At 46.2% G+C, this 24,579-nt stretch carries 21 protein-coding genes and 2 rRNA genes; 20 read left to right on the top strand and 3 right to left on the bottom strand.

From position 1 onward, the window contains the following. The first annotated feature begins 390 nt into the window (after positions 1-390). Positions 391-1,482 (top strand): DUF418 domain-containing protein, encoded by a 1,092-nt coding sequence (locus MHB71_RS22155; RefSeq protein ID WP_340027717.1) that lies wholly within the window; start codon positions 391-393, stop codon positions 1,480-1,482. A gap of 96 nt (positions 1,483-1,578) precedes the next feature. Here MHB71_RS22155 and MHB71_RS22150 read toward each other — a convergent pair whose 3' ends face one another. Then, the gene (locus MHB71_RS22150; protein WP_047840268.1) at positions 1,579-1,917 is read right to left on the bottom strand and encodes a membrane protein; all 339 of its coding nucleotides are present in this window, start codon (positions 1,915-1,917) and stop codon (positions 1,579-1,581) included. A gap of 194 nt (positions 1,918-2,111) precedes the next feature. After that, complete coding sequence (locus MHB71_RS22145) at positions 2,112-2,387, bottom strand: transposase (protein WP_340027716.1); 276 nt, start codon at positions 2,385-2,387, stop codon at positions 2,112-2,114. A 399-nt stretch (positions 2,388-2,786) separates the two neighbouring features. Between MHB71_RS22145 and MHB71_RS22140 the strand changes: the two genes are divergently transcribed. The 9 genes from MHB71_RS22140 to MHB71_RS22100 all read left to right on the top strand — a co-directional run bounded on the left by MHB71_RS22140 (position 2,787) and on the right by MHB71_RS22100 (position 10,402). Next, positions 2,787-2,975: a hypothetical protein gene (locus MHB71_RS22140; protein WP_017690840.1), complete on the top strand. Its 189-nt coding sequence runs from the start codon at positions 2,787-2,789 to the stop codon at positions 2,973-2,975. Positions 2,976-3,108: 133 nt separating this feature from the next. Continuing rightward, complete coding sequence (gene map / locus MHB71_RS22135) at positions 3,109-3,870, top strand: type I methionyl aminopeptidase (protein ID WP_340027715.1); 762 nt, start codon at positions 3,109-3,111, stop codon at positions 3,868-3,870. A 565-nt stretch (positions 3,871-4,435) separates the two neighbouring features. Continuing rightward, positions 4,436-5,488 carry a cytochrome c oxidase subunit II gene (gene coxB / locus MHB71_RS22130; protein WP_047840266.1) on the top strand — a complete coding sequence of 351 codons (1,053 nt, stop codon included), beginning with the start codon at positions 4,436-4,438 and terminating at the stop codon, positions 5,486-5,488. Between the two features lie 32 nt (positions 5,489-5,520). Then, positions 5,521-7,410, top strand: a complete 1,890-nt coding sequence (gene ctaD, locus MHB71_RS22125; RefSeq protein WP_047840265.1) for a cytochrome c oxidase subunit I — start codon at positions 5,521-5,523, stop codon at positions 7,408-7,410. Next, positions 7,407-8,033, top strand: coding sequence for a cytochrome c oxidase subunit 3 (locus tag MHB71_RS22120; protein WP_047840264.1), 627 nt, complete (start codon positions 7,407-7,409; stop codon positions 8,031-8,033). The genes ctaD and MHB71_RS22120 overlap by 4 nt, the downstream gene beginning before the upstream one ends. A gap of 3 nt (positions 8,034-8,036) precedes the next feature. After that, positions 8,037-8,357 (top strand): cytochrome C oxidase subunit IV family protein, encoded by a 321-nt coding sequence (locus tag MHB71_RS22115; protein WP_036613178.1) that lies wholly within the window; start codon positions 8,037-8,039, stop codon positions 8,355-8,357. Positions 8,358-8,465: 108 nt separating this feature from the next. Then, positions 8,466-9,389, top strand: coding sequence for a cytochrome c oxidase assembly factor CtaG (gene ctaG, locus MHB71_RS22110; protein ID WP_340027714.1), 924 nt, complete (start codon positions 8,466-8,468; stop codon positions 9,387-9,389). Between the two features lie 34 nt (positions 9,390-9,423). After that, complete coding sequence (locus MHB71_RS22105; RefSeq protein ID WP_076329706.1) at positions 9,424-9,888, top strand: DUF420 domain-containing protein; 465 nt, start codon at positions 9,424-9,426, stop codon at positions 9,886-9,888. A 142-nt stretch (positions 9,889-10,030) separates the two neighbouring features. Beyond that, the gene (locus tag MHB71_RS22100) at positions 10,031-10,402 is read left to right on the top strand and encodes a hypothetical protein (protein ID WP_036613171.1); all 372 of its coding nucleotides are present in this window, start codon (positions 10,031-10,033) and stop codon (positions 10,400-10,402) included. 110 nt (positions 10,403-10,512) lie between these two features. On the opposite strand, the gene MHB71_RS22095 is transcribed toward MHB71_RS22100, so the two are convergent. Next, positions 10,513-10,842 carry a hypothetical protein gene (locus MHB71_RS22095; protein ID WP_100526983.1) on the bottom strand — a complete coding sequence of 110 codons (330 nt, stop codon included), beginning with the start codon at positions 10,840-10,842 and terminating at the stop codon, positions 10,513-10,515. Positions 10,843-11,042: 200 nt separating this feature from the next. Here MHB71_RS22095 and MHB71_RS22090 point away from each other — a divergent pair, with 200 nt between their 5' ends. The 10 genes from MHB71_RS22090 (at position 11,043) to MHB71_RS22045 (ending at position 24,520) form a co-directional block, all read left to right on the top strand. Next, a complete protein-coding gene (locus MHB71_RS22090; RefSeq protein ID WP_036613234.1) occupies positions 11,043-11,756 on the top strand; it encodes a hypothetical protein in 714 nt (237 codons plus the stop codon). An 89-nt stretch (positions 11,757-11,845) separates the two neighbouring features. After that, positions 11,846-12,235 carry a GntR family transcriptional regulator gene (locus tag MHB71_RS22085; RefSeq protein WP_036613231.1) on the top strand — a complete coding sequence of 130 codons (390 nt, stop codon included), beginning with the start codon at positions 11,846-11,848 and terminating at the stop codon, positions 12,233-12,235. 15 nt (positions 12,236-12,250) lie between these two features. Then, positions 12,251-13,147 carry an ABC transporter ATP-binding protein gene (locus tag MHB71_RS22080; protein WP_211084178.1) on the top strand — a complete coding sequence of 299 codons (897 nt, stop codon included), beginning with the start codon at positions 12,251-12,253 and terminating at the stop codon, positions 13,145-13,147. A 20-nt stretch (positions 13,148-13,167) separates the two neighbouring features. Continuing rightward, the gene (locus tag MHB71_RS22075) at positions 13,168-14,070 is read left to right on the top strand and encodes an ATP-binding cassette domain-containing protein (protein WP_036613228.1); all 903 of its coding nucleotides are present in this window, start codon (positions 13,168-13,170) and stop codon (positions 14,068-14,070) included. Next, positions 14,063-15,358: an ABC transporter permease gene (locus MHB71_RS22070; RefSeq protein ID WP_340027713.1), complete on the top strand. Its 1,296-nt coding sequence runs from the start codon at positions 14,063-14,065 to the stop codon at positions 15,356-15,358. The genes MHB71_RS22075 and MHB71_RS22070 overlap by 8 nt, the downstream gene beginning before the upstream one ends. A gap of 578 nt (positions 15,359-15,936) precedes the next feature. After that, on the top strand, positions 15,937-16,281 hold the full coding sequence (locus MHB71_RS22065) for a DoxX family protein (protein ID WP_036668601.1): 345 nt from the start codon (positions 15,937-15,939) through the stop codon (positions 16,279-16,281). Positions 16,282-16,373: 92 nt separating this feature from the next. After that, entirely contained in the window at positions 16,374-16,799 is a 426-nt protein-coding gene (locus MHB71_RS22060; protein ID WP_076329710.1) for a MarR family transcriptional regulator, read from the top strand. Positions 16,800-17,907: 1,108 nt separating this feature from the next. Continuing rightward, the gene (locus tag MHB71_RS22055) at positions 17,908-19,128 is read left to right on the top strand and encodes a TraB/GumN family protein (protein WP_340027712.1); all 1,221 of its coding nucleotides are present in this window, start codon (positions 17,908-17,910) and stop codon (positions 19,126-19,128) included. A gap of 537 nt (positions 19,129-19,665) precedes the next feature. Further along, a 16S ribosomal RNA gene (locus tag MHB71_RS22050) occupies positions 19,666-21,219 on the top strand. A gap of 370 nt (positions 21,220-21,589) precedes the next feature. Continuing rightward, a 23S ribosomal RNA gene (locus MHB71_RS22045) occupies positions 21,590-24,520 on the top strand. Together the 16S and 23S rRNA genes form the textbook arrangement of a ribosomal RNA operon. Positions 24,521-24,579: the final 59 nt, after the last annotated feature.

The following is a 24,579-nucleotide window of genomic DNA, read 5'->3' as shown; positions in this document are numbered from 1 at the left end:
TAGACGATTCACAAGATAAATAATGAATCAGGTTAATCATGGTGATATACAGCATGAATGGTTTATGACATACATCATTTATGCTATGAATATGAATATTCAATCCCATGAACAAGCCCTCTTTATATTTGAAACACCGAAGATACAGGCTCAACAGAGTCGTGTTTTCGGTGTTTTTTTTTATCATCAGCATAGCGTCCAATGTGCCGCTGTACAGGAACAATACAGGAACAAGACCTTATGCCGGATGTAAGAAGTTATTCACCTAATTCGATGGCAAGCCATGTTGTATGAAGGATAGACTGTTATCATGCATGGGGATATACACCAAAGAGATAAGCGATCCAATCGCTTTTTGATTAGATAACAATAATTTCACTGGGAGGAACGATGAATTATCAACCTGTATCAAAACAAGATCGAATGAAGTTTCTGGATTTGTTTCGAGGGTTTTCCTTGATAGGCCTACCATTCGTAAATATATTGGCATTGTGGGTTATGTTGAAGCCGGATACTCGTGTAGATTTTTGGATCCAACGAGCATTATATTTTTTGGTGGAGGCACGTTTTTACGATATCTTCTGTTTTTTATTTGGCCTTGGATTTTATCTTTTTCTAAGCCGGTCAGCTCCCAAAGGTCAAACCAAGCTGTTTCTCTATATCCGCAGGATGCTTATTTTATTAGCGCTGGGATATATTCATCAACAGTATCAGTCTGGAGAAGCTTTATTTCTTTATGCCATCATAGGGTTGGTTGTCATTCCGTTATATTGGGCACCTCGAACTGTGAATTTGGTGCTCGGTGTGGTGGGATTCAGTGCGGCCGCCGCGATAGGTGTCAAAATGCTAACGATTCCTTTTTTAATTATACTGGGATTGTCAGCAGGCCAATATCAACTGATGGAGAAGATCCAGAAAGGACTCCCGTATCTTGGCAGAATCTGGTTCATTTCATTCATCGCTTCTACGGTGGGGATCGGTATCATGTGGTGGGTTGCTCCTCCGGATGCGATGAGTCCGTTTCTATACGAAGTGATTGGTGCGAGCCTGCCTGTTGCTGAGCAAGCCAATATGGATGCTGCTTTTCGATTAGAACATATCGGTGTGGCAATTGGTCCGGTGGTATCCATCTTTTATCTAAGTACATTACTGAGATTGAACCAGAACATGACCTTTTCCAAAATGTTAAGTCCCCTGCATGCATTCGGACGAATGGCCCTGACCAATTATGTTGCACAGACCATCATTTTGTTAGTGGTATACCAACTTATATTTGCAGATGCTGCTGTATCGTATATGGTGTCTACCCTTGTGTGCATTGGTATGGTTATTTTACAAGTCATCGCCAGTAATCTGTGGATGCGCTGGTTCCAGTATGGGCCGCTGGAATGGGTATGGAGATGTGGTACCTATCTAAGTTTCATTCCGATCCGTAAAAAGCATTCTGAGCCACGTGTTCATGATACAAGGGCTAGAGGTTGACTCGTTTCCCTCGTTATAATCAAAGACGATCCACATCCAGTTGAACGGAAACGGATCGTCTTTTCTTTTTGGAACACGTATACCTTTTGTTTGAAGTTACAGATGACGCAGCTGTTTTTCTGCAAAATCGCCAACCCACGGCAGTTTTAGCCATTTCCCCTGTAAGCTGGTAACGACCATAATAAGCCAGACCACTACACCAAGCAGGGATAACAGCGATGCCACCAGTGGTCCGAACAACGGAAGGAAAGCCGATAATACATGCCCGACCATAATGATGCCAAAGACCGTTACAGATTGCAGCGCATGAAATAACACGAACCGGCTCCGCTTCTCCACAGCGAGAAAGACAATCCCACCTACAAAGGTAAACAGATAACAAAGCATACCGGCAATATTTTCATCCAGACCGCTAGACGATTTCATGGGGGACATCCGGTCCAGCCTCCTTTGACCTTTTTAACTAGGTTATGAGAGAGAGGGACAGAACTGAACCGATGAATTAATTTGCCTGTGACGGATGGGGATGTAACACATAGGAAAAAGCAAACAGAGGCAGAGAAAGCCATTGTACAGCTTGCTCTGCCCCTATTGTCGTTTACGATTAATACGTTGCACGAACGAAATCGTTATCCGCCCTCGATCTGTCTGCGAGGGTTTGTAATCTTGCCCATTTTATCGGTGTCATTTTCTTTGGGAACCAACCGCTCATCGGTTTGTCCTTCGTGGTGATTATCATATGCATATTCAGTCAGTTTCCATTCCGACTTGCCAAGAACGGGATCGGCCGGGAAATGTTGCCCCCGGTGCAGATGTTCCTCACGTCCGGCTTCATTGATGTAAACTCCGTCTACTTCCACCTTTTCATGCGAAAGGGGCAGCATATCTTGTTCTTTGCGGTCCATGAGACGACGCCTCCTTTGGATACCAGTAATTTAACTGTATGGGTTGTCCGTGATAATATCCCCCGAATAGTTCAGTGTTATGCTGGATATATTAATTCCGTATAGAATGGTGGCAATCTTAACATATGATTCGGAATTAAACTTTTTGGGCATGAAAACCGTTATATTTATTAGAGGAAATCGTCAAGTCGTAAGATACTTCCGAATATGCTACAATAAGATTATGATTCATTCCGAATCATATCGGGTATTTATTGTGTCAGGTACTTGCTTTCTAGCGAGGTTCCCGACCTAAAGCTTGCTTTAAGCCGCGCACACAACTTCATGGATGGCATTTAAGACTTATTCGGCATTCTCTAAACGGAGCATTCACTTTCAACGTTTTGGGAGGGAATTACAATGGCAACGAAAGGTCACAATGAGGTCAAAGAAAGTTTGAGGGAAATGACTCGGATTTTCCGTCCTAAAGATCCAAAAAAATTCGTGAAGGAGTACGTGAGAAAATACCGGATTACGGGTGGATATGAGGAAGAATTGACTTCTGTGGTTGAGCATGAGCTTGTCAAGATGGATTCTTCCGTGTCCTGAAACAACACACAACTCTGATTATACTGTTCCGATAATGAATAGAACCGTCTCCCGGGCGATAAGCTCCGGCAGGCGGTTTTTTTTGCGTTCCTGCTGCATATATATGGGAGTACACCTACAGCGGGAAGGATGAATGCATGTGGACCCTATTTTGAAAACCAAAGAAGAGATTGGCTACATGCGGGAAGCTGGACGAATTTTGCGAAGTTGTCACCAGCATATTGAGCAGTGGATGATCCCCGGTATCACGACAGCAGCGATTAATGAGCGGGTGGAAGAGTTTCTGGCAGCACGAGGAGCCACACCGGAGCAAAAAGGGTATAAAGGATATCCGTACGCAACGTGTGCCTCTGTCAATGAAGTGGTCTGCCACGGATTTCCGGGGGAAGAGGAGCTGGCGAGTGGGGATGTAGTGACCATCGATATGGTGGTGAACAAAAACGGCTGGCTTGCTGACTCGGCCTGGACATATGGAATTGGTGAAACAAGCAGATCCATTCGCAAGCTGATGAGACGCACGGAGAAGGCACTTGAGCGGGCGATTGCCCAGGCAGTTCCAGGGAATACACTCGGAGATATTGGAAGTGCCATTGAACGAACTGCCAGACTGTATCGGTACGGGATTGTGAAGCCTCTCATCGGTCATGGGATTGGTCAATATATTCATGAACCCCCAAATGTTCTGCCTTATGGCAAACGTAGAACGGGCACGATGCTCACCGAGGGCATGGTTATTACGATTGAACCAATCTTTACAAAAGGCAGTTCTGGGGCCGTTGTCTGGGATGAAGATGGATGGACGGTAAGGACGGTAGATGGCAGCTGGGGGGTCCAGTATGAGCATACGGTTGCGATTACTGGGAATGGCCCCTTGATTCTGACCGATGGCACGTGAGATGAAGTCAGTGAATAAGAGGACTTGAGTTGAACTTTCTCCCAAATGCTCCATGCTGTTTTGAGCTTAAAGATAGCGGTATGGAGCGGTAGGCATGTCTTCTGAATGGATATGGAAGAGGTTTTCCATATATTCTGATCTTTCTTTTGCATAATAGCACATGTTTTCAATGTGAGAAAAATCACCAATAAATCGAGTTTTATCACCGAAATTTGGCAAAAATTTTCAAATGTAGAGTGTAATACTTTTAACTGAAATCGTTTGCAAATCAAGTTGTAGAGCGGTTTTTTACATAAAGTGAACAATTTGTGAACATGTGTCCAAAGATTGACAAAATCATACCCTCAACTTATATTTAATAAGTGATTGAAGCATATAGAATGAATTGGAAGAATGCGCAGACATGCCCTGAGCAGGAAATCACGGGAGTACTGGAAGCGTTATTTTTCTAAGCGTTCTGTATGATGAAGAGGATTATGCGTATCGTGCTGAAACGTACCTTTTGTTGCCTTTCTACCGAACGACAACGGTAATCTACGAAAACGTAAAAAAGTGGGGTAGATCAATGATGAAACAGTGGCAGGTTGCAAAGCGAATTCTCCCCTTGCTGGCGGTGTTCTCTTTGCTGCTATCCGCATGCGGGCGGGAAGACTTGTCGGTAATGAAACCTCAGGGTCCTGTAGCGCAAGGCCAATATGATCTGATGAAGTTATCCATCGCGATTATGATCGTGGTGCTCATCATTGTATTTGCCATAGCGGCCTATGTTCTGATCCGGTTTCGTAGACGAGCCGGGCAGACTGAGATGCCCGAACAGGTTGAAGGTAATTTCAAGCTGGAAGTAATCTGGACAGCCATTCCGTTATTGCTGGTTATTGTTCTGGCAGTACCGACGGTCCAAACGATTTTTGCCCAAGGCGAAGATCTGTCCAATGACAAAAATGCACTTAAGGTCCAAGTCACCTCGCATCAGTACTGGTGGGAATTCACTTATCCTCAATATGACGTAACCACCGCTCAAGATCTCATCATCCCGACCGGAACAAAAATTGCATTCGAATTAAAAACCGCTGACGTGCTTCACTCCTTCTGGGTGCCGTCACTTGCGGGCAAAATGGACACAAACCCGGATGGAACACTTAACAAGTTCAGTTTCTCTGCACCGAATGAAGGCGTTTACCGTGGTAAATGTGCCGAATTATGTGGCAGATCGCATGCTTTCATGGAGTTTAAGGTAAAAGCAGTGAGTCAGGAATCCTTTGACAGATGGGTGAACCAGATGAAAGCACCCGCAGTCCTTCCTGAAGACACTCAATTGGCTGAAAAGTTCAAAACAAACTGCCTTTCTTGCCACGCTGTTGGTGATCAAGGTGGACCGGTTGCACCTAACCTGACGGGAATCGGCGGCAAGGAATCTGTCGCAGGCATTTTGCTGAATTCTCGCGAGGGACAGGAAGAAGGTAGTCCGGTACTGGATAACATGAAAGAATGGCTCCATGATCCACAATCCGTGAAGCCGGGCAATACCATGCCGAATCCCAAAGATCTTGGGTTGACGGATGAAGAAATCGACGGAATTGCCGAATATCTGGCCAACTACAAATTGGACTATGAATAGAACAGCAAGGACGAAGAAGGGGGTACACAACCTTGGCTCATGCGCATAGCGTCAAGAGGTACAGGGGCTTGATGGATTGGATCACCACCGTCGATCACAAAAAAATTGCCATTCTCTATTTGGTTGCGGGTGGATTTTTCTTTGGAATCGGCGGCATTGAAGCCATTTTGATTCGGATTCAACTGATGAAGCCTATGAATGATTTTGTATCGGCACAGGTCTTCAACGAATTGATTACAATGCATGGAACAACGATGATTTTCCTCGGTGTCATGCCACTTATTTTTGCCATTATGAATGCTGTTGTGCCTTTGCAGATCGGGGCACGGGACGTTGCTTTCCCGTTTCTTAACGCGTTGGGTTTCTGGACATTCCTGTTTGGTGGATTGTTGCTGAACCTGAGCTGGGTTATGGGCGGAGCACCGGATGCGGGCTGGACCTCATATACCCCGCTTTCGGGCAGTGAGTATAGTGGAACGCATGGTGTGGATTTCTACACCATCGGCCTTCAGATCGCGGGTCTGGGAACGCTCATCGGGGGCATTAACTTTCTCGCAACAATTATTACAATGCGTGCTCCAGGCATGTCCTACATGCGGATGCCGATGTTTACATGGACGACATTTATTACATCTGCCATTATCCTTTTTGCTTTTCCTGCCATCACGGTAGGGCTTGTACTTTTGACGTTTGACCGTATACTGGGAGCGAATTTCTTCGATGTCGCAGGTGGCGGTAACCCCGTACTCTGGCAGCACATCTTCTGGATCTTCGGGCACCCGGAAGTATACATTCTGATTTTGCCGGCATTTGGTATTATCTCGGAGGTTATTCCGACCTTCTCGCGTAAACGGTTGTTCGGATACAGCTCCATGGTATTTGCTACCATCCTGATTGCCTTTCTGGGCTTCATGGTATGGGCGCATCACATGTTTACAACAGGTCTGGGTAATGTAGCCAACGCGCTTTTCTCCATCTCCACGATGTTGATTGCCGTACCTACCGGGATCAAAATCTTTAACTGGCTCTTTACGATGTGGGGTGGACAGATCCGTTTTACAGCGGCAAACCTGTTTGCTGTTGGATTCGTCCCAACCTTCGTTATGGGTGGTGTTACAGGCGTTATGCTGGCATCTGCTCCGGCAGACTTCCAGTTCCATGATACGTACTTTGTTGTAGCCCACTTCCACTACGTTATTGTAGGGGGACTCGTACTTGGATTGTTCTCGGGACTGCATTACTGGTGGCCGAAGATGTTCGGACGTATTCTCAGCGAAACACTGGGCAAATGGACGTTCTGGACATTTATGATCGGTTTCCAATTAACGTTCTTTGTACAGCATTTCCTCGGTCTGATGGGGATGCAGCGCCGGATCGTTACATACTTGCCGAATCAGGACTTTGACCTGCTCAATCTGGTCAGCTCCGTCGGTGCGTTTCTAATGGGTGTTGGGGTTATCATGTTCCTCGTGAATATTGTAATCACAATGAGAAAACCGGCTGGCGCGCCAAACGATCCGTGGGAAGACGGCCGTACACTGGAATGGTCTATTCCATCTCCGCCGCCGGAATATAATTTCAAGCAGACGCCGCTGGTACGCGGAATTGATGCATATTGGAAGGAAAAAATGGCAGGACATACGGAGATGACACCGGCAGAACCTGTAGGTTCGATTCATATGCCTTCAGCAACGCCGTTGCCGTTTGTAATGTCAGTAGGTATCTTTATCGCCGGACTTGGCTTGATGTTCAGCAATGATGAATTTGGTAATGCATTTATGAATGTCATTTTCAACAATTATATTGTAGTTATTATTGGTCTCGTAATCACATTTGGAGCAATGGCACTTCGTTCACTTTATGATGATCATGGCTGGCATATTGAACCGGAGGATCAGGATGAGAAGGGGGCTAGAACATGACAACCTCACATGCCGAACCGGTGAACGACAAATTGCCGCATGAACCGGAGAAAGCAACGCTGGAAGGCCGTAACAAGCTTATCGCCTTCTGGTTGTTCCTTGGCGGCGAAACGGTACTGTTCGGTACACTCTTTGCTACCTTCCTGGCTCTTCGTGGCCAAACCAATGATGGACCTACGGCGAATGAACTGTTCCACCTGCCACTTGTGGCCGCTGCAACGTTCATTCTCCTGGTCAGTAGTTTGACGAGTGTATTTGCGATTCAGGCCATGCATAAGGGCAAGCGAGATGCACTAGCGTTGTGGCTTGGCATCACGGTAGTACTGGGTATGGGATTTCTCGCACTGGAAATTTACGAGTTCTACGAGTATGTGAAACATAAAGAGTTTGGCATGACCACGAGTGCATTCAGTTCAGCATTCTATACACTGGTCGGGTTCCACGGAGCCCACGTTGCTTTTGGTATTGTGTGGATCGGAATCATTATCGGTCAGCTGTTCAAAAAAGGATTGACGGTCGTAACCGCACCTAAAGTATACGTCTCCGCAATGTACTGGCACTTTATTGACGTGGTATGGGTGTTCATCTTTACGGTCGTGTACCTGCTCGGAAAGGTGGGGTAGCACATGTCGGCACAGGATAAGACAGATCAACAGCCTGTGAAACACCGTCACCGGACGGAAGGGCCACAGAAACACGTCGTGGTGTTTATCTTCTCCATTATTCTTACGCTGATTGCGTTTGCGGCTGCTTCTGCCGGAGGGGTCAACACAACCTTTATCATTATTATTTTGCTCGTCATGGCTATTCTTCAAGTATTCGTTCAATTGGGTTATTGGATGCACTTGAAGGACAAAGGGCACTTGATGCCGATTCTGTTCATGGCCTTTGGCTTTTTCGTAGCCTTTACGTGCATCATTATGGCACTCTATTGGGTCTGGTGGTAAAAGAGATGGCGGCGGCGCATTGCCGCCGTCTTTTCCCCTTTTTGCCGAATGAATCTTCACAAAGTAATGAAGGCAACAATCAAATCAGGTCACGGGGAGGTTTCCCGTATGCTCGGGTTGCAATATTTTAGCTTTAACGACTTATGGAGTCCGCTTATATTGGCTTTATTTCTGATCATTGCTGCGGCTTATCTGGTGCTTGTGGGACCGTTAAGCGAACAAATAAAGGATGCAGAACCTGCGACTGCTGCACAGAAAATCATGTTTATTACAGGGCTATTTGTCCTATATCTGGCTCAAGCTGGACCCTTTAATCTGCTTGGTCACGTGATGTTTAGCTTCCACATGGTAAGTATGGCGTTCTCCTATCTGGTAGCTCCGCCGCTGATGATGAAAGGTTTGCCGATCTGGGTATGGCGCAGAATCGTACGCTGGTTGCCTACACGCCAGCTATCGTTCCTGGCTCATCCGATCGTTGCGGCAGTGCTCTTTAACGGGCTGTTCTCGCTGTATCACCTACCGATTGTACATGATTACGTCATGCTGAATTTTACCGTTCACCGGTTGTATTATATTGCACTGTTCATCACCTCGATGCTCATGTGGTGGACATTGCTGAATCCGTTGCCAGAAGGCAGACAAGCATCGGGGTTATCCAAGATCGGTTTTATTTTTCTGAATATGGTACTGCTTACGCCTGCGTGTGGATTGATTATTTTTGCGTCCGAGCCGTTGTATCAGACGTACAGCAACCCGGCAGTATGGGCTGAAGCCATGCGGTATTGTGTGTCTGGAGATTCTACGGCGTTACTTCGCTCATTCGGTGGGCCTGCGTTCTTCAACTTCCTGTCTTCCGCGAAGGAAGATCAGCAGGTCGGTGGCATTGTAATGAAGTTTATTCAGGAAGGAATCTTCGCCTCGATGTTATCCTATGTCTTTTTCCAATGGTATCGGAAAGAGAAGCAGGAAGATGATGATGATTCTTATCCTGCAGGAGGCGCAGGGGGGCCGCTCAATCCGGCTGCCAAATAATGAAGTAATGTTCTGACAAGAGGGGGAACACACGATGGATATGTATTTTTGGCTACCAACGATCAGTACTTCTTTCATTGTGATTAGTGCAGTACTGGTGGGGATTGGATGGGTACTGATTATTCGGGGGAAACGTGAGGCTCATCAGTCCGCCATGGTAGCAGGTGCGATTGCAGCTCTAATCTTCTTTGTGATCTATATGTCTCGTACAGTGTTCGTGGGCAATACAGCTTGGGGCGGGGACCCGGATCTGGAGATCTTTTATCGGATATTTCTGATCTTTCATATTATCCTGGCTACCGTGGCAGCGATATTTGGCATCTCCACACTAGTGCTGGGGTTCAAAAAGAAGTTCGGAAAACATCGCCGCTGGGGTAAGTTCACGTCCATGATCTGGTTCGGGTCAGCGCTAACAGGTGTTATCGTGTATGTTCTTCTATATCTCTTATATCCTGGTGGTCATACACGTCCGGTGTGGGAAGTTATCCTCGGCGTATAGAAGTAGAGATATAACCTCCGGTTACTCGGACGTGCTTCACTACTCTCTTCTGAAAATATGAAAATGGACGAATCTAGCAGATCATTCGTCCACGCTTCCTCTCTCATTCATTCATAGAATGAGTTCGAGAGGGGGAAACAAAATGAAAAAAACAGTCAACGTCAGTCAGACGTATCCACGTCTTACCGTGTATTCAGAAGAGAACTACAGAGGGAGAAGCCGCATCTATCGTGGCAACACGGGTCTTCGTAACCTTGACAATATTTTGGATGGGGTGGAGAGCCTGCGCTTTTTCTCAACAAGTTCCAATGCAACACTGGTTGTGTTTACACGTCCTAACTTCCAAGGTGGATTCCGAGTCTTCCGAGGCAACACCAACTTGAGAGATTTGGATGATCTGATCCGTGGCAATGATGTGGAATCCCTGATCTCCACCAATCAACGGTTAACGCTGGCTCAGATTCGCGCAATCCGCAGGGATCGCAGTCTGCCTAGTGGTTATAACCTCGTTTAATCGTAAGTCCTCTTCTTCTAACAGGTGCTAGAGAGCGGCAAAGGGCTGTACCCGAATTGTGTTTACACAATAACGGGTACAGCCCTTCTTTTGTGATTGGGGAATGATGTTTAATCCCCGCCACCCCCACTGTCTCCGCCGCCACTATCTCCACCGCTGTCATTGCTGCTACCACTATCGCTGTTGTGATGAGAATGTGTGCCTCCTGAAGAATCCGAATCATGATGTTTGTGATCCGGTGTGTGTCTAGCATGTCGATCGTAGGAGTCATCTCCCATAATGACCGGATATCCCGAAGCAGAGTCGGTATAACCGTTGTTACGGCGGATGCGGTGTCTGCCTTTTTTGGCAGAATGACGATGAGGCTCATCCCGGAGGACCAACCAGATTACGACGATAAGGAAAAGGAGGACAAATCCGATCTCTACCAGCCAATCCATAGCTGTAACCTTCCTTTCTAGGGTTCGTTACTATAATTTATTTTAACGTAAATTCGTACTGTGTCCCATCCCGTCTTCCTGATTCAGGAAAATTAGGGGTTGACGGGATGAGAAATAGGTCTGTATACTGTGTATATTGATATATACAGTAATCACAGTAAGCAACATGAGTGAATGACAGGTGAAAGGCAGGCATGCATATGAACGAATGGAAGCAGGCGTGGTGGTTGACCCGCAGCCAGATGAGTAAGGATAGGCTCCAATGGCTATGGTCTGCATTATTCATGATATACACTGGCGGTATGAGCGGTGTGATGTTTTTAGGACAACAACAGACAGATATTATTAATCCAGTAGTGGATTCCTTCTTTTTAATCATGTTGCCATTTCAAGGGTTTATGTTCTGCAGGCGCTCCTTCCGTTACATACAGGAAGATTCTTATACGCAGATGCTGGCCTACTATCGTAGAATTCCCATTCCTGAACAAGTGGTGATGTGGTCCAGGCTACAGCAGTCTCTGATGGCGTTTACGTACAATGGAATCTTTTTCTACGGATCGTTATACGTGGTTAACCTTCATGTCGAAGGATTCCGATGGGATCAGTATCTGGCCTTTAGCCTTACCTGTACAGGTTATGGCCTTTTGGTAACAGGGTTCTATATTTACGGAGAGTTTCTGAACAGTGGCAAGAAATACTTGCTTCTCAGTATGCTTTTTATACCATTCGCCATTGGCATATCCATACTGATTCGAATATCAGGCAGTTACGGATTGCGGATTGTAATGGATGGAAGTAAATCATGGGGGCTGCTTTCCCCGATCATGTGGATTTCTCTGGTGGCTGGCGTAGCGGGATTATGGCTGTCTAGTCGTTTTACGCTGAAGAAGCTGGTTCATCGGGATTTGAATTAAAATGAGAATTGAGCTTATGTACGAATACAGGATGAAACCGGCACGGTCAGGTAACAGACTGGAGTGTACCGGAGGGCGAGGTGCAAGATGTGAAAATACCCATTCAAATTAATGAAAATAGCGCTGAACCTTTATACCACCAAATTGAAAATCAGTTAAGATCGTTAATTATTACGGGTCAGTTGGGGGAGGGAACACATTTGCCGTCCATTCGTGAGTTCGCCGGAGCACTGAATTGCAGTGTTATTACGGTTAGACGGGTCTATCAGGATCTGGAGAATGAAGGCTTGCTTCGTACGAAGCAGGGGACAGGTACATTTGTGGCCCAGGTAGAAGCCGGTGACAGAGAAAATTATAGATTAAAGGCCGCACAGGAAGCGATGCAGGCAGCGGTGCAGTCCGGGAAATCGGTAGGCTGTACGGAAGAAGAGATGGAGAGCCTATTCCGGGAAGTCCTGAAGGCTATTTACGTGAAGTAAGGGAGTGATTCATACGTGGAACCCATAGCAATCCAGTTGAACGGCGTATCCAAAATGCGAAAACGCAGAGTTATCGGCCCAATTGATCTGACCATCCCGGAAGGGTATATAGTGGCTATTCTCGGTCACAACGGTTCAGGAAAAAGCACCCTTCTTAACATGTTACAGCAAGTGGTGCTGCCAGATGCTGGGCAGATTATATGGTTTGGTCAGGAACATGATGGGCCACTTCCCATTGAACTGAGACAACAGATTGGTTTTGTGGCAGATAACGCTGGTTCAGAAGAGAACCGGATAACAGCACAAGAAGCGGCCCATTTCCGGGCGTACTGGTACCCACGTTGGGATATGAAGTTGTTCGACCAACTGATTCAGGATATGGAAGTACCTGTTGATGTGAAGCTGAACAAGATGTCCAAGGGAGAAAGGCGAAAATTTGAGATTGCAGCTGCAATTGCAGCTCGCCCAAGACTATTGCTTTTGGATGAGCCTTCATCAGGATTGGACCCTTTTGCCTGGAAAGTGATGGTTGAGCAGTTCCGTACCTTCATGGCGGGGGGAGACACCACGATTCTGATTGCCACACATATTGCAGACGAAGTCAAAAGGCTTGCGGATTACATCGTATTGATGCACCGTGGTCAGTCACTGGGGATGGCCGAGAAAGATATGGTGCTCGATCAGTGGAAAGAAGTCTGGTATGAAGGAGATTTAAGGCCAGAAAGTATTCCTGGTGTTGTGGAATCTTCTATAGAAGAGGGAGGTCTGGTTCGCGTAATTACAACCCGGGTCAGCGAGGCGCAGGAGAGGCTGGAGCTGTCCAATAACCGGGTATTGAAAATCCGTAACTTGGAATTGGATGAAGTGCTGGCATTCTGGATTGCCGGGTATGCACCCGTACAGTGGAAATAACCGAAGGGAGACGATAAATGATGAACCGATTGGAATTGAAGCAAGTCGTCAAGCAATATGCAGACAAAACAGCCGTTAATGGAGTCACGCTCAATGTAAAAGAGGGGGAGATTTACGGACTGCTCGGAGCCAATGGTGCAGGTAAAACAACCACAATGCGTATGGTGCTTGGACTGATTCACCCGGACGGAGGGAATATCCTGTACAACGGCAAGCCCTATAATACGGAGCTGCAACAGATTATGGGTTATCTTCCGGAAGAGCGCGGATTGTACCCGAAGGTGAAAGTCAGCGAACAGATTAATTATCTGGCACGACTTCGTGGCATGAATGGTAAGGACGCAGATCAGAGCCTCAAGTACTGGCTGAATCGGTTTGAGGTACCTGAGTATTACGATAAGAAGATCGAGGAGTTATCCAAAGGTAATCAGCAGAAAATGGGCTTTATCGCGGCTGTAGTGCATAGACCGCAGATTCTCATTCTGGATGAAGCGTTCAGTGGACTGGATCCTGTGAACGTGGAATTACTCAAGTCCACCGTCAAGGAATTGCGTGATGAAGGCACGGCCATTCTGTTCTCAACACACCGTATGGAGCACGTTGAAGAGTTGTGTCGTCAGATCACCATTCTGCATCGTTCCAACACGGTGGTACAAGGAGAGATCAAGGAGATCAAGAGCCGGTATCCGCGTGAACAGGTATTCCTGGGTACGATTGGTAGTGTGGAAGGACTTGAACAGTTGCCTGGTGTGAAGAAAGTCGAGCGAAATGAGCGTGGTTACCTGATACATATTAGTCAGGTGGAAGCGGCTCAAGAGATTCTGAGAACAGCCATGACTCAGACGACAGTGGAACACTTTGAACTGAAGGAACCAACGCTTAACCAAATCTTTATTCGTGAGGTAGGTGAGTCGAATGAATAAAATGGGAACGATTACGGGTTTTACATTTAAAAACAAAGTTAAAACGAAATCATTCATGGTAACGACCATTGTACTTGCACTTTTAATTTCAATCGGACTCAATGTTCCGTATTTCATTACCTTATTCAACGGGGGTTCCATTGGTGGAGCTTCAAGCAGTAATCCTGTAAATATCGGTCTTCTGAGTACAGGGCAGCCTGAAGTTTCCGAGAAACTGGAGAGCTTCTCTGCGGCTCAAGGAGATCAGGCCTATCGATTCATTGCCAGTGGAGACAAGGATGAGGCGGCCCTTAAAGCAGATGCGGAAGCTGGGCTTACCGATGGTTATCTGAAGTTTGAAGCAGTATCCGGGCAAGAGTTCCCGCAGCCCATTCTATATTCAGCAGAAGACGTATCACCTCAGATCATTGCATCCATTGAAGCAGCGTTGCAGAGTGTGAAGCTGGATGTGGTTGTGAAGGATGTACTCACAGCGGAGCAGAAGGAACTGATTACAACACCTGTGAAGCTCACTGAGCAAAGTTTGAGTACAGATGAGAGCGGAGCAGGTACTGAGTCTGAAGGTAAAATGAGCCCGATTAACTATATTGTGGTGTACTTGCTGATCATTCTGCTGTTTACCTCAACGATGATGACAGGTAACATGATTGCCTCTGAGATCACAGCTGAGAAGAGCTCACGTATTATGGAAATTCTGATTACGAGTGTATCACCGCTCAGTCAGATGTTTGGTAAAATCATCGGGATTTTCATGGTGGGGATGCTGCAAATCGGGATCTTTGGAGCGGTGGTTGCCGGAAATATCTTGCTGCCGCATAACCGTGCAGTATTAGGTGATTTCAATATGAGTGTAAGTGATGTGAATATTGCGGTTATTGTGTACGGACTCATATTCTACATTCTGGGTTACTTCCTGTATGCCGTGTTGTTTGCTGCCATTGGTTCAATGGTAAGCCGTACTGAAGAACTCGGTCAGGCTGTTCTGCCGATTACGATGTTGTCGCTTGTTTCCTTCTATATTGCGATCTTCAGTATTTCTACGCCGAACATTCTGTTGTTGAAAATCGCAAGCTTCATTCCATTCACGTCGCCGACCGCGATTCTGGTACGAATTGGCGCAGGAGTTGCGCCAACTTGGGAGATTCTAACGTCCTTAGCGATTCTCATCATATCCATTATCATCTTCGGATGGCTTGCAGCCAAAATCTATCGCACAGGTGTGTTGATGTACGGTAAACGTCCAACCTTTAAGGAATTGTTTAAAGCCATGAAGGCATATAAGATCTAGGTTGAGTGTTTTTTAATAAAAAAATGTGTGTTGTCGCAAATAGAGATATGCGTATTTATCCATAAATACGCATATCTCTATTTTAAATTAGCTTGTAGCCATTGGTGGCCAATTTAATGTTGAACGCGCTACATGTTGTTTAATGGTGTTCGATACAAACAGTCAAGAACGAATAATTACTTAGAAGTTATATTTAATTTGGGATGGTTGATTTTTGTATAAACAAGCTAAATTACATTCCGTAGGTCGAATTGACAATAAGTTAAGTAAATTACCTTTGTTTGTTACTAAATTTATTGAAAGTAAGAAGCATAGGCTTTTAATTGGCTGATTACAGAGAAATTTACCACAGTTCAACAAAGAACAGAAATTGAATTATCCATGCTAGAAAATATTAACGATATGTGAAAAAGAAAGCTTCCTTTGGAACGATAATCTAAGAAAAATTAAAAGGATATAAGAGGGCTATAATCTATAAAGCTTTATTTTAGGGTTGACAATATATAAAATTTCAAACAAAATATATGCTATAGCATATATAAAATTCATATGCATAACTTTATGAAAGAGGGGTAGATATGTTCATTTTTATCACAGTTTTACAGGTTCTATTAGGTGGTTTTTTCCTTTTTACAGGAAGCAAAATTATTTCCGGTAAAATGGCCAATGAGTTTAAACGTTTTGGACTGCCATCGTTCTTTAATGTTTTGACTGGTTCGTTCGAGATTGTGGGGGCAGCTGGTATGATCGTTGGCATCTGGATGCCTGTCGCAGCAATTTTAGCTGGTTTGCTTCTAGCCGGAACAATGCTTGCTGGAGCGTTTACTTTAATAGTCTTAGCTAAAGATCCGATTCAGAAGGCCATTCCAGCACTCATTTTGTTCATACTTAGCTTGATTGTATCCATGTATCATTTTTTCTAAACGAAATTAACGAATTTTTGACGGATTTCATGTGTAACCTTTGAGAGATCGACTATATTTGATTTAAGAAAATGATAAATGAGGGTACTGCAATGGACTTATATAATATTACCGGCTTCTTGATCCATCGTACAGATGTCAAGCTTACAAACTATTTTACGAAACAATTAAAGCCCTACAAGGTGACACCGGAGCAGTGGAGCATTATCTCCTGTCTTGATATAGATAAAGCTATGACTCAAAAAGAGCTGGCGGAGGCCATCGATCGGGATCAAACAACGGTAGTGAGAATGATACATTCTTTAGAACGCAAGGGCATGGTTCGACGTATTGTTCATGATCAGGATAAGCGCTCACATTATTTATATTTGTCCTCTAAAGGTCAAGAGGTTAAAGGAAAGCTGTTGTTAACAGTTAAAAACGCGCATGACTATGTTACACGAGGTTTGGAACACGATGAATTAAATCAGTTAAAAACGATATTAGATAAACTGTACCGAAATGTGCAAAAAGATTAGTTAGACTCTATACCAGAGGATGAATCATGACAACTACATGCCGAAGCACAAAATTTGTGAGATTTTTTCCGAATGAAGCGGCAAGAATAAGGATTCAGCTTCTACTTACTTTAGAAGGAGCTATCAGAAATATATGGTCGAATATCATCGTTCACTGAATATTTAATTCCATCAATTCGATTATCCCAGCAATATTTTTAGTTGTACTCAAGCTGATAGGAGCTGCTTGATGTTTTCCTGAACATATTACTAGAGAAAGAAGGGGAGGAAAGATCACTGGATTATGATTCTAACTGGTTTTGAGATAGCGGCAATTCGCATACGATTAAGTATTTATGTTTCTGTAGAAGAATAGAAGACGGAATGATTTTAATTTAAATGAATAAAGTATTCTAAAATGAGACTGTTATCTAATACTAGATAGTGGTCTTTTTGCTATGTATAATTAAGATGAAATATCGCAAAAATCCGTATACATTATCATTTATGAAGATGCAAAATGAGTTTTGCGCTTTTTCCTACTTATCATGAAAATATGTCCTGATAGATAAGCTTTATTGATGACTTTTTCTCACTATTATGACAAGTGGTGTGCTGTGTCGGTGGTCATATTAAATCGAGTTCAGAAGAGGGTCGATGATCATGCAGCAGTTAAAAGGGTTCTATATACAGTTTTTGAGGGAACCTCTGTGGTTTAAAGCATTGTTCGATCCTGACTACAACTACTACTTTCAATTGTATTTAGCAGTTAAGCCTTTTCAGAGCAGGGCAACTACCAAAGCATCTCCAAATTAGCTATCGCTATTTTCTTCGTCGCATATGGAGTGAAGCTGTGGGGCAATCCGAAGGTTTCTATAGCCTTTTTTTCCTAGCGCTGATAAGTATCTATTTATCTTGGCATAGCTTAGACTTTGCGAATATCTAACATTGAACCTATATGATTGTTTCCTATTTATTGTTTCTTATCTAATGAGAGTAATGAAGGGAGAAAGTGCTGCTCCGTTTGCGGAGTGGCACCAATTCCCATCTTTAACCGTAGTATCTAAGTATGTCTATTCTATTAAAAATTGGATTGGCAACTATATTCCTTAAAGGAGGATACATAAGTATGAAGAATTGGAAACGCATGCTCTTATCTCTTACAATCTCGGTAGGGTTGCTCGCATCTGCAGTACCAGCTATGGCTGCTCCACAAGGAACTTCCGTCAAGGTTAATGACGAAGCTGTGAAATATGCTACAGGAGCGCCGATCCTGGAGAAAGGTACAACATTGGTTCCACTGCGGACTACGCTGGAAGCTATGGACGTGAAGCTAACAACTGCGACAGATGATACGATCACGGCTGTAGTAGATGGCAAAACGATTACACTCAAAAGCAAGCTTACACGTATCAACGGTGTAACGTATGCGCCAATCCGCATCGTCGGTGATGCAGCGGGTTATGAAGTTCGCTGGGATGCTGCAACGCGCACCGTGCTGTTGGTATCCAAAGGTGGAGCAACCGAAACTGCTCAAACCGGTGGACGTGGATTCATGTGGGAAGTTGAAAGCAATGGCAACACGGTCTATCTGGTAGGGTCCATGCATATTGCGGATGAGAGCTTCTATCCATTGCGTCCGGAGTTTGAAGAAGCCTTTGCGGAAGCTGACTATCTCGGGGTAGAGATTGATATTAGCAAAGCCGCTGATGAAGAGCAGCAAAAGCTGGTTCTAAGTCTGGGTTCGTATCAAGATGGAACAACACTGAAAGACCACATTTCCAGTGAAACGTATACTAAGCTGGGTGATGTTTTGAAGAAAAATGGTCTGGAGTCTAACACCTTGGATGCATTTAAGCCTTGGGTAGTAGAGAGCACACTTGCAAGTTTGAAGTCCACAACGGCAGGATACGAAGCGTCAGCAGGAGTGGACCTGTATTTCATCCAGAAAGCGATCGAGCGCAAACTTCCAGTTATTGAGTTGGAGAGTTATCAATCTCAACTTGGCATGTTTAACGACTTTTCCAAAGAAACACAAGAGGAAACACTGAAAGCGACAATCGAAAACTTCGACGTGTTGGATAACAGTGTGAAAGAAATGGCTGAGATGTGGAAAACGGGTAATGATGAGCAACTGCTTGAACTGACAAACAGCTTCTCCACTAACGAGGAATATAACAAAGCAATGCTGGTTGATCGTAACATTGGTATGGCGGACAAAATCGATGGTTACTTGAAAAACGGCAAAGGTGAGGAATATTTCATTGTTGTTGGTGCGGCACACTACTTGGGCGATCACGGCATCGTGAAACTGCTTGAGGATAAAGGATATAAAGTAGAACGTAAATAAATATAGATTACTATAGAAGGTAACCCTTTCGTCTCGAATATAAGAGTTGAGAGGGTTACCTTCTTATATATAGAAGAAAGACAGATTAAATAAAGAAGATCAAGCTGCAGGATAATACAATTGAACCTAAGAGTTCATTGTAGATTGCAGGTCCTTAATATGGTTAGATCGTGGATTTGATATGTTTTGAAATTAACTCTTTACAAGTGTGTGTTCTACATGGTATATTCTATTTCCGGCCAAAAAAACACGAGATACACGGTGCGGCAAGCGATTGAAATAAGCTTCGAAAGAAACTTAAAAAAAGAGCTTGCAAAGTTGGTTCGGACATGATATTATATAAGAGTTGCTGAAGAGAACGACATTCGGTAACAAAATAAGTTTGATCTTTGAAAACTGAACAACGAGTGAGTAAACATTCTGCTTGCAGAATGAACGCGAAAGTTTGAGACAAGCCTTGGCTTGAATCGACTGGAGCACAAATGAGATTTTTAATCTCGTCAGATTCAAAATGAGCTTATCGCTCTTTTCAATACTTTATTGGAGAGTTTGATCCTGGCTCAGGACGAACGCTGGCGGCATGCCTAATACATGCAAGTCGAGCGGACTTGAAGAGAAGCTTGCTTCTCTGATAGTTAGCGGCGGACGGGTGAGTAACACGTAGGCAACCTGCCCTCAAGTTTGGGACAACTACCGGAAACGGTAGCTAATACCGAATAATTGTTTTCTTCGCCTGAAGGAAACTGGAAAGACGGAGCAATCTGTCACTTGGGGATGGGCCTGCGGCGCATTAGCTAGTTGGTGAGGTAACGGCTCACCAAGGCGACGATGCGTAGCCGACCTGAGAGGGTGATCGGCCACACTGGGACTGAGACACGGCCCAGACTCCTACGGGAGGCAGCAGTAGGGAATCTTCCGCAATGGGCGAAAGCCTGACGGAGCAATGCCGCGTGAGTGATGAAGGTTTTCGGATCGTAAAGCTCTGTTGCCAGGGAAGAACGCTTGGGAGAGTAACTGCTCTCAAGGTGACGGTACCTGAGAAGAAAGCCCCGGCTAACTACGTGCCAGCAGCCGCGGTAATACGTAGGGGGCAAGCGTTGTCCGGAATTATTGGGCGTAAAGCGCGCGCAGGCGGTCATTTAAGTCTGGTGTTTAATCCCGGGGCTCAACCCCGGATCGCACTGGAAACTGGGTGACTTGAGTGCAGAAGAGGAGAGTGGAATTCCACGTGTAGCGGTGAAATGCGTAGATATGTGGAGGAACACCAGTGGCGAAGGCGACTCTCTGGGCTGTAACTGACGCTGAGGCGCGAAAGCGTGGGGAGCAAACAGGATTAGATACCCTGGTAGTCCACGCCGTAAACGATGAGTGCTAGGTGTTAGGGGTTTCGATACCCTTGGTGCCGAAGTTAACACATTAAGCACTCCGCCTGGGGAGTACGGTCGCAAGACTGAAACTCAAAGGAATTGACGGGGACCCGCACAAGCAGTGGAGTATGTGGTTTAATTCGAAGCAACGCGAAGAACCTTACCAGGTCTTGACATCCCTCTGATCGATGCAGAGATGTATCTTTCCTTCGGGACAGAGGAGACAGGTGGTGCATGGTTGTCGTCAGGCTCGTGTCGTGAGATGTTGGGTTAAGTCCCGCAACGAGCGCAACCCTTATATTTAGTTGCCAGCACTTCGGGTGGGCACTCTAGATAGACTGCCGGTGACAAACCGGAGGAAGGTGGGGATGACGTCAAATCATCATGCCCCTTATGACCTGGGCTACACACGTACTACAATGGCCGGTACAACGGGCTGCGAAATCGCGAGATGGAGCCAATCCCAACAAAGCCGGTCTCAGTTCGGATTGCAGGCTGCAACTCGCCTGCATGAAGTCGGAATTGCTAGTAATCGCGGATCAGCATGCCGCGGTGAATACGTTCCCGGGTCTTGTACACACCGCCCGTCACACCACGAGAGTTTATAACACCCGAAGTCGGTGGGGTAACCGCAAGGAGCCAGCCGCCGAAGGTGGGATAGATGATTGGGGTGAAGTCGTAACAAGGTAGCCGTATCGGAAGGTGCGGCTGGATCACCTCCTTTCTATGGAGAATCGTTTCCTGCAACGGAAACATTCAAATAAGCAGGTTCTTAGAACCTGCGACAGCGATTCATTTCGGTCCATCACTTCGGTGTGGATGAAATGAAAAGCACAAACTACTCACTCGTTGTTCGGTTTTGAGAGCCTCAAACTCTCAAGCAGCTTGCTTTTGCATGGAGCTTGTTCTTTGAAAACTAGATATCGAAACGAAACAAACGCGAATTAGAACATTCCTTTTTAGCTGAACTTGTGTTAAACAAGTTTCAATAAAAACGGTAGTCAAATTGCTTTTGTGAGGGTATCGGGTGAGAGCGACTTTTGGCTTTGCGCAAGCAAAACAAGGGAAGCGAGCGACCGAAACCGGAACAAAATGGTTAAGCTACTAAGAGCACACGGAGGATGCCTAGGCGCTAGGAGCCGATGAAGGACGTGGCGAACAACGAAACTGCCTCGGGGAGCCTGTAAGCAAGCTTTGATCCGGGGGTGTCCGAATGGGGAAACCCAGCTGGGGTAATTTCCAGTTACTCATAACTGAATACATAGGTTATGCAGAGGCATACCAGGGGAACTGAAACATCTAAGTACCCTGAGGAAGAGAAAACAATAGTGATTCCGTCAGTAGCGGCGAGCGAACGCGGAGAAGCCCAAACCAAAGAGCTTGCTCTTTGGGGTTGTGGGACGTCTCACATGGAGTTACAAAGGAACCGGTTAAGCGAAGAGGTCTGGAAAGGCCCGCCAAAGAAGGTAAAAGCCCTGTAGTTGAAAGTTGGTTCCCTCCGAGACGGATCCCGAGTAGTGCGGGGCACGTGAAACCCCGTATGAATCCGGCAGGACCATCTGCCAAGGCTAAATACTTCCTAGCGACCGATAGTGAAGCAGTACCGTGAGGGAAAGGTGAAAAGCACCCCGGAAGGGGAGTGAAATAGAACCTGAAACCGTGTGCTTACAAAAAGTCAGAGCCCGTTTTAGGGGTGATGGCGTGCCTTTTGTAGAATGAACCGGCGAGTTACGTTCCCGTGCAAGGTTAAGGTGAAGAGCCGGAGCCGCAGCGAAAGCGAGTCTGAATAGGGCGACTTAGTACGTGGACGTAGACCCGAAACCGGGTGATCTACCCCTGTCCAGGGTGAAGGTGCGGTAACACGCACTGGAGGCCCGAACCCACGCATGTTGAAAAATGCGGGGATGAGGTGGGGGTAGCGGAGAAATTCCAATCGAACTCGGAGATAGCTGGTTCTCCCCGAAATAGCTTTAGGGCTAGCCTCGGAAAACAGAGTCGTGGAGGTAGAGCACTGATTGGGTGCGGGGCCCGCAAGGGTTACCAAGCTCAGTCAAACTCCGAATGCCATAGACTTACTTCCGGGAGTCAGACAGTGAGTGCTAAGATCCATTGTCAAAAGGGAAACAGCCCAGACCATCAGCTAAGGTCCCCAAGTGTGTGTTAAGTGGGAAAGGATGTGGAGTTGCACAGACAACCAGGATGTTGGCTTAGAAGCAGCCACCATTGAAAGAGTGCGTAATAGCTCACTGGTCGAGTGACTCTGCGCCGAAAATGTAACGGGGCTAAACACACCACCGAAGCTATGGCTTGATGCTTTGCATCAGGGGTAGGGGAGCGTTGTATAAGGGTTGAAGGTGTACCGTAAGGAGCGCTGGACATTATACAAGTGAGAATGCCGGTATGAGTAACGAAAAGATCAGTGAGAATCTGATCCGCCGAAAGCCTAAGGGTTCCTGAGGAAGGCTCGTCCGCTCAGGGTAAGTCGGGACCTAAGGCGAGGCCGAAAGGCGTAGTCGAAGGACAACAGGTCGAAATTCCTGTACCACCGTAAGCCGTTATGAGCAATGGGGGGACGCAGTAGGGTAGTGACGCGGACTGATGGATGTCCGTCTAAGCAGTGAGGCTGATGTGTAGGCAAATCCGCACATTGTAAGGCTGAGCCTGTGATGGGGAGCGAAAATTATAGTAGCGAAGGTCATGATCTCACACTGCCAAGAAAAGCCTCTAGCCAGGTGATGGTGCCCGTACCGCAAACCGACACAGGTAGGCGAGAAGAGTATTCTAAGGCGCGCGGAAGAACTCTCGTTAAGGAACTCGGCAAAATGACCCCGTAACTTCGGGAGAAGGGGTGCCCCGGTAGTGTGAATAGCACGAGGGGGCCGCAGTGAAAAGGCCCAAGCGACTGTTTAGCAAAAACACAGGTCTGTGCGAAGCCGTAAGGCGAAGTATACGGGCTGACGCCTGCCCGGTGCTGGAAGGTTAAGGGGAGTGGTTAGGGAGCAATCCCGAAGCTGTGAACCGAAGCCCCAGTAAACGGCGGCCGTAACTATAACGGTCCTAAGGTAGCGAAATTCCTTGTCAGGTAAATTCTGACCCGCACGAATGGCGTAACGACTTGGGCGCTGTCTCAACGAGAGATCCGGTGAAATTTTAATACCTGTGAAGATGCAGGTTACCCGCGACAAGACGGAAAGACCCCATGGAGCTTTACTGCAGCTTGATATTGAATTTGGGTACGATCTGTACAGGATAGGTGGGAGCCTTTGAAGCGTGAGCGCCAGCTTGCGTGGAGGCAACGTTGGGATACCACCCTGATCGTATCTAGGTTCTAACCTGGTACCGTAATCCGGTGCGGGGACAGTGTCAGGTGGGCAGTTTGACTGGGGCGGTCGCCTCCTAAAGAGTAACGGAGGCGCCCAAAGGTTCCCTCAGAATGGTTGGAAATCATTCGAAGAGTGCAAAGGCATAAGGGAGCTTGACTGCGAGACCTACAAGTCGAGCAGGGACGAAAGTCGGGCTTAGTGATCCGGTGGTACCGCATGGAAGGGCCATCGCTCAACGGATAAAAGCTACCCTGGGGATAACAGGCTTATCTCCCCCAAGAGTCCACATCGACGGGGAGGTTTGGCACCTCGATGTCGGCTCATCGCATCCTGGGGCTGAAGTAGGTCCCAAGGGTTGGGCTGTTCGCCCATTAAAGCGGTACGCGAGCCTGGGTTCAGAACGTCGTGAGACAGTTCGGTCCCTATCTGTCGTGGGCGTAGGAAATTTGAGAGGAGCCTGTCCTTAGTACGAGAGGACCGGGATGGACGTACCGCTGGTGTACCAGTTGTTCCGCCAGGAGCACCGCTGGGTAGCTATGTACGGACGGGATAAACGCTGAAAGCATCTAAGCGTGAAGCCCCCTCAAGATGAGATTTCCCAGTATGTAAGACCCCTTGAAGACGACGAGGTAGATAGGCTGGGGGTGGAAGTGCAGCAATGCATGGAGCTGACCAGTACTAATCGGTCGAGGGCTTATCCAATAGCAAGTTGTCATTCGCATGTTTCGTTTCGAATCTAGTTTTCAGAGAATGATCTCTGA

This window comes from Paenibacillus sp. FSL H7-0940, assembly GCF_037979415.1.
Classification (GTDB): Bacteria; Bacillota; Bacilli; order Paenibacillales; family Paenibacillaceae; genus Paenibacillus; species Paenibacillus amylolyticus.
The sequence above is the reverse complement of the archived record's forward strand: the minus strand, read 5'-3'. Positions and strand labels throughout refer to the sequence as shown.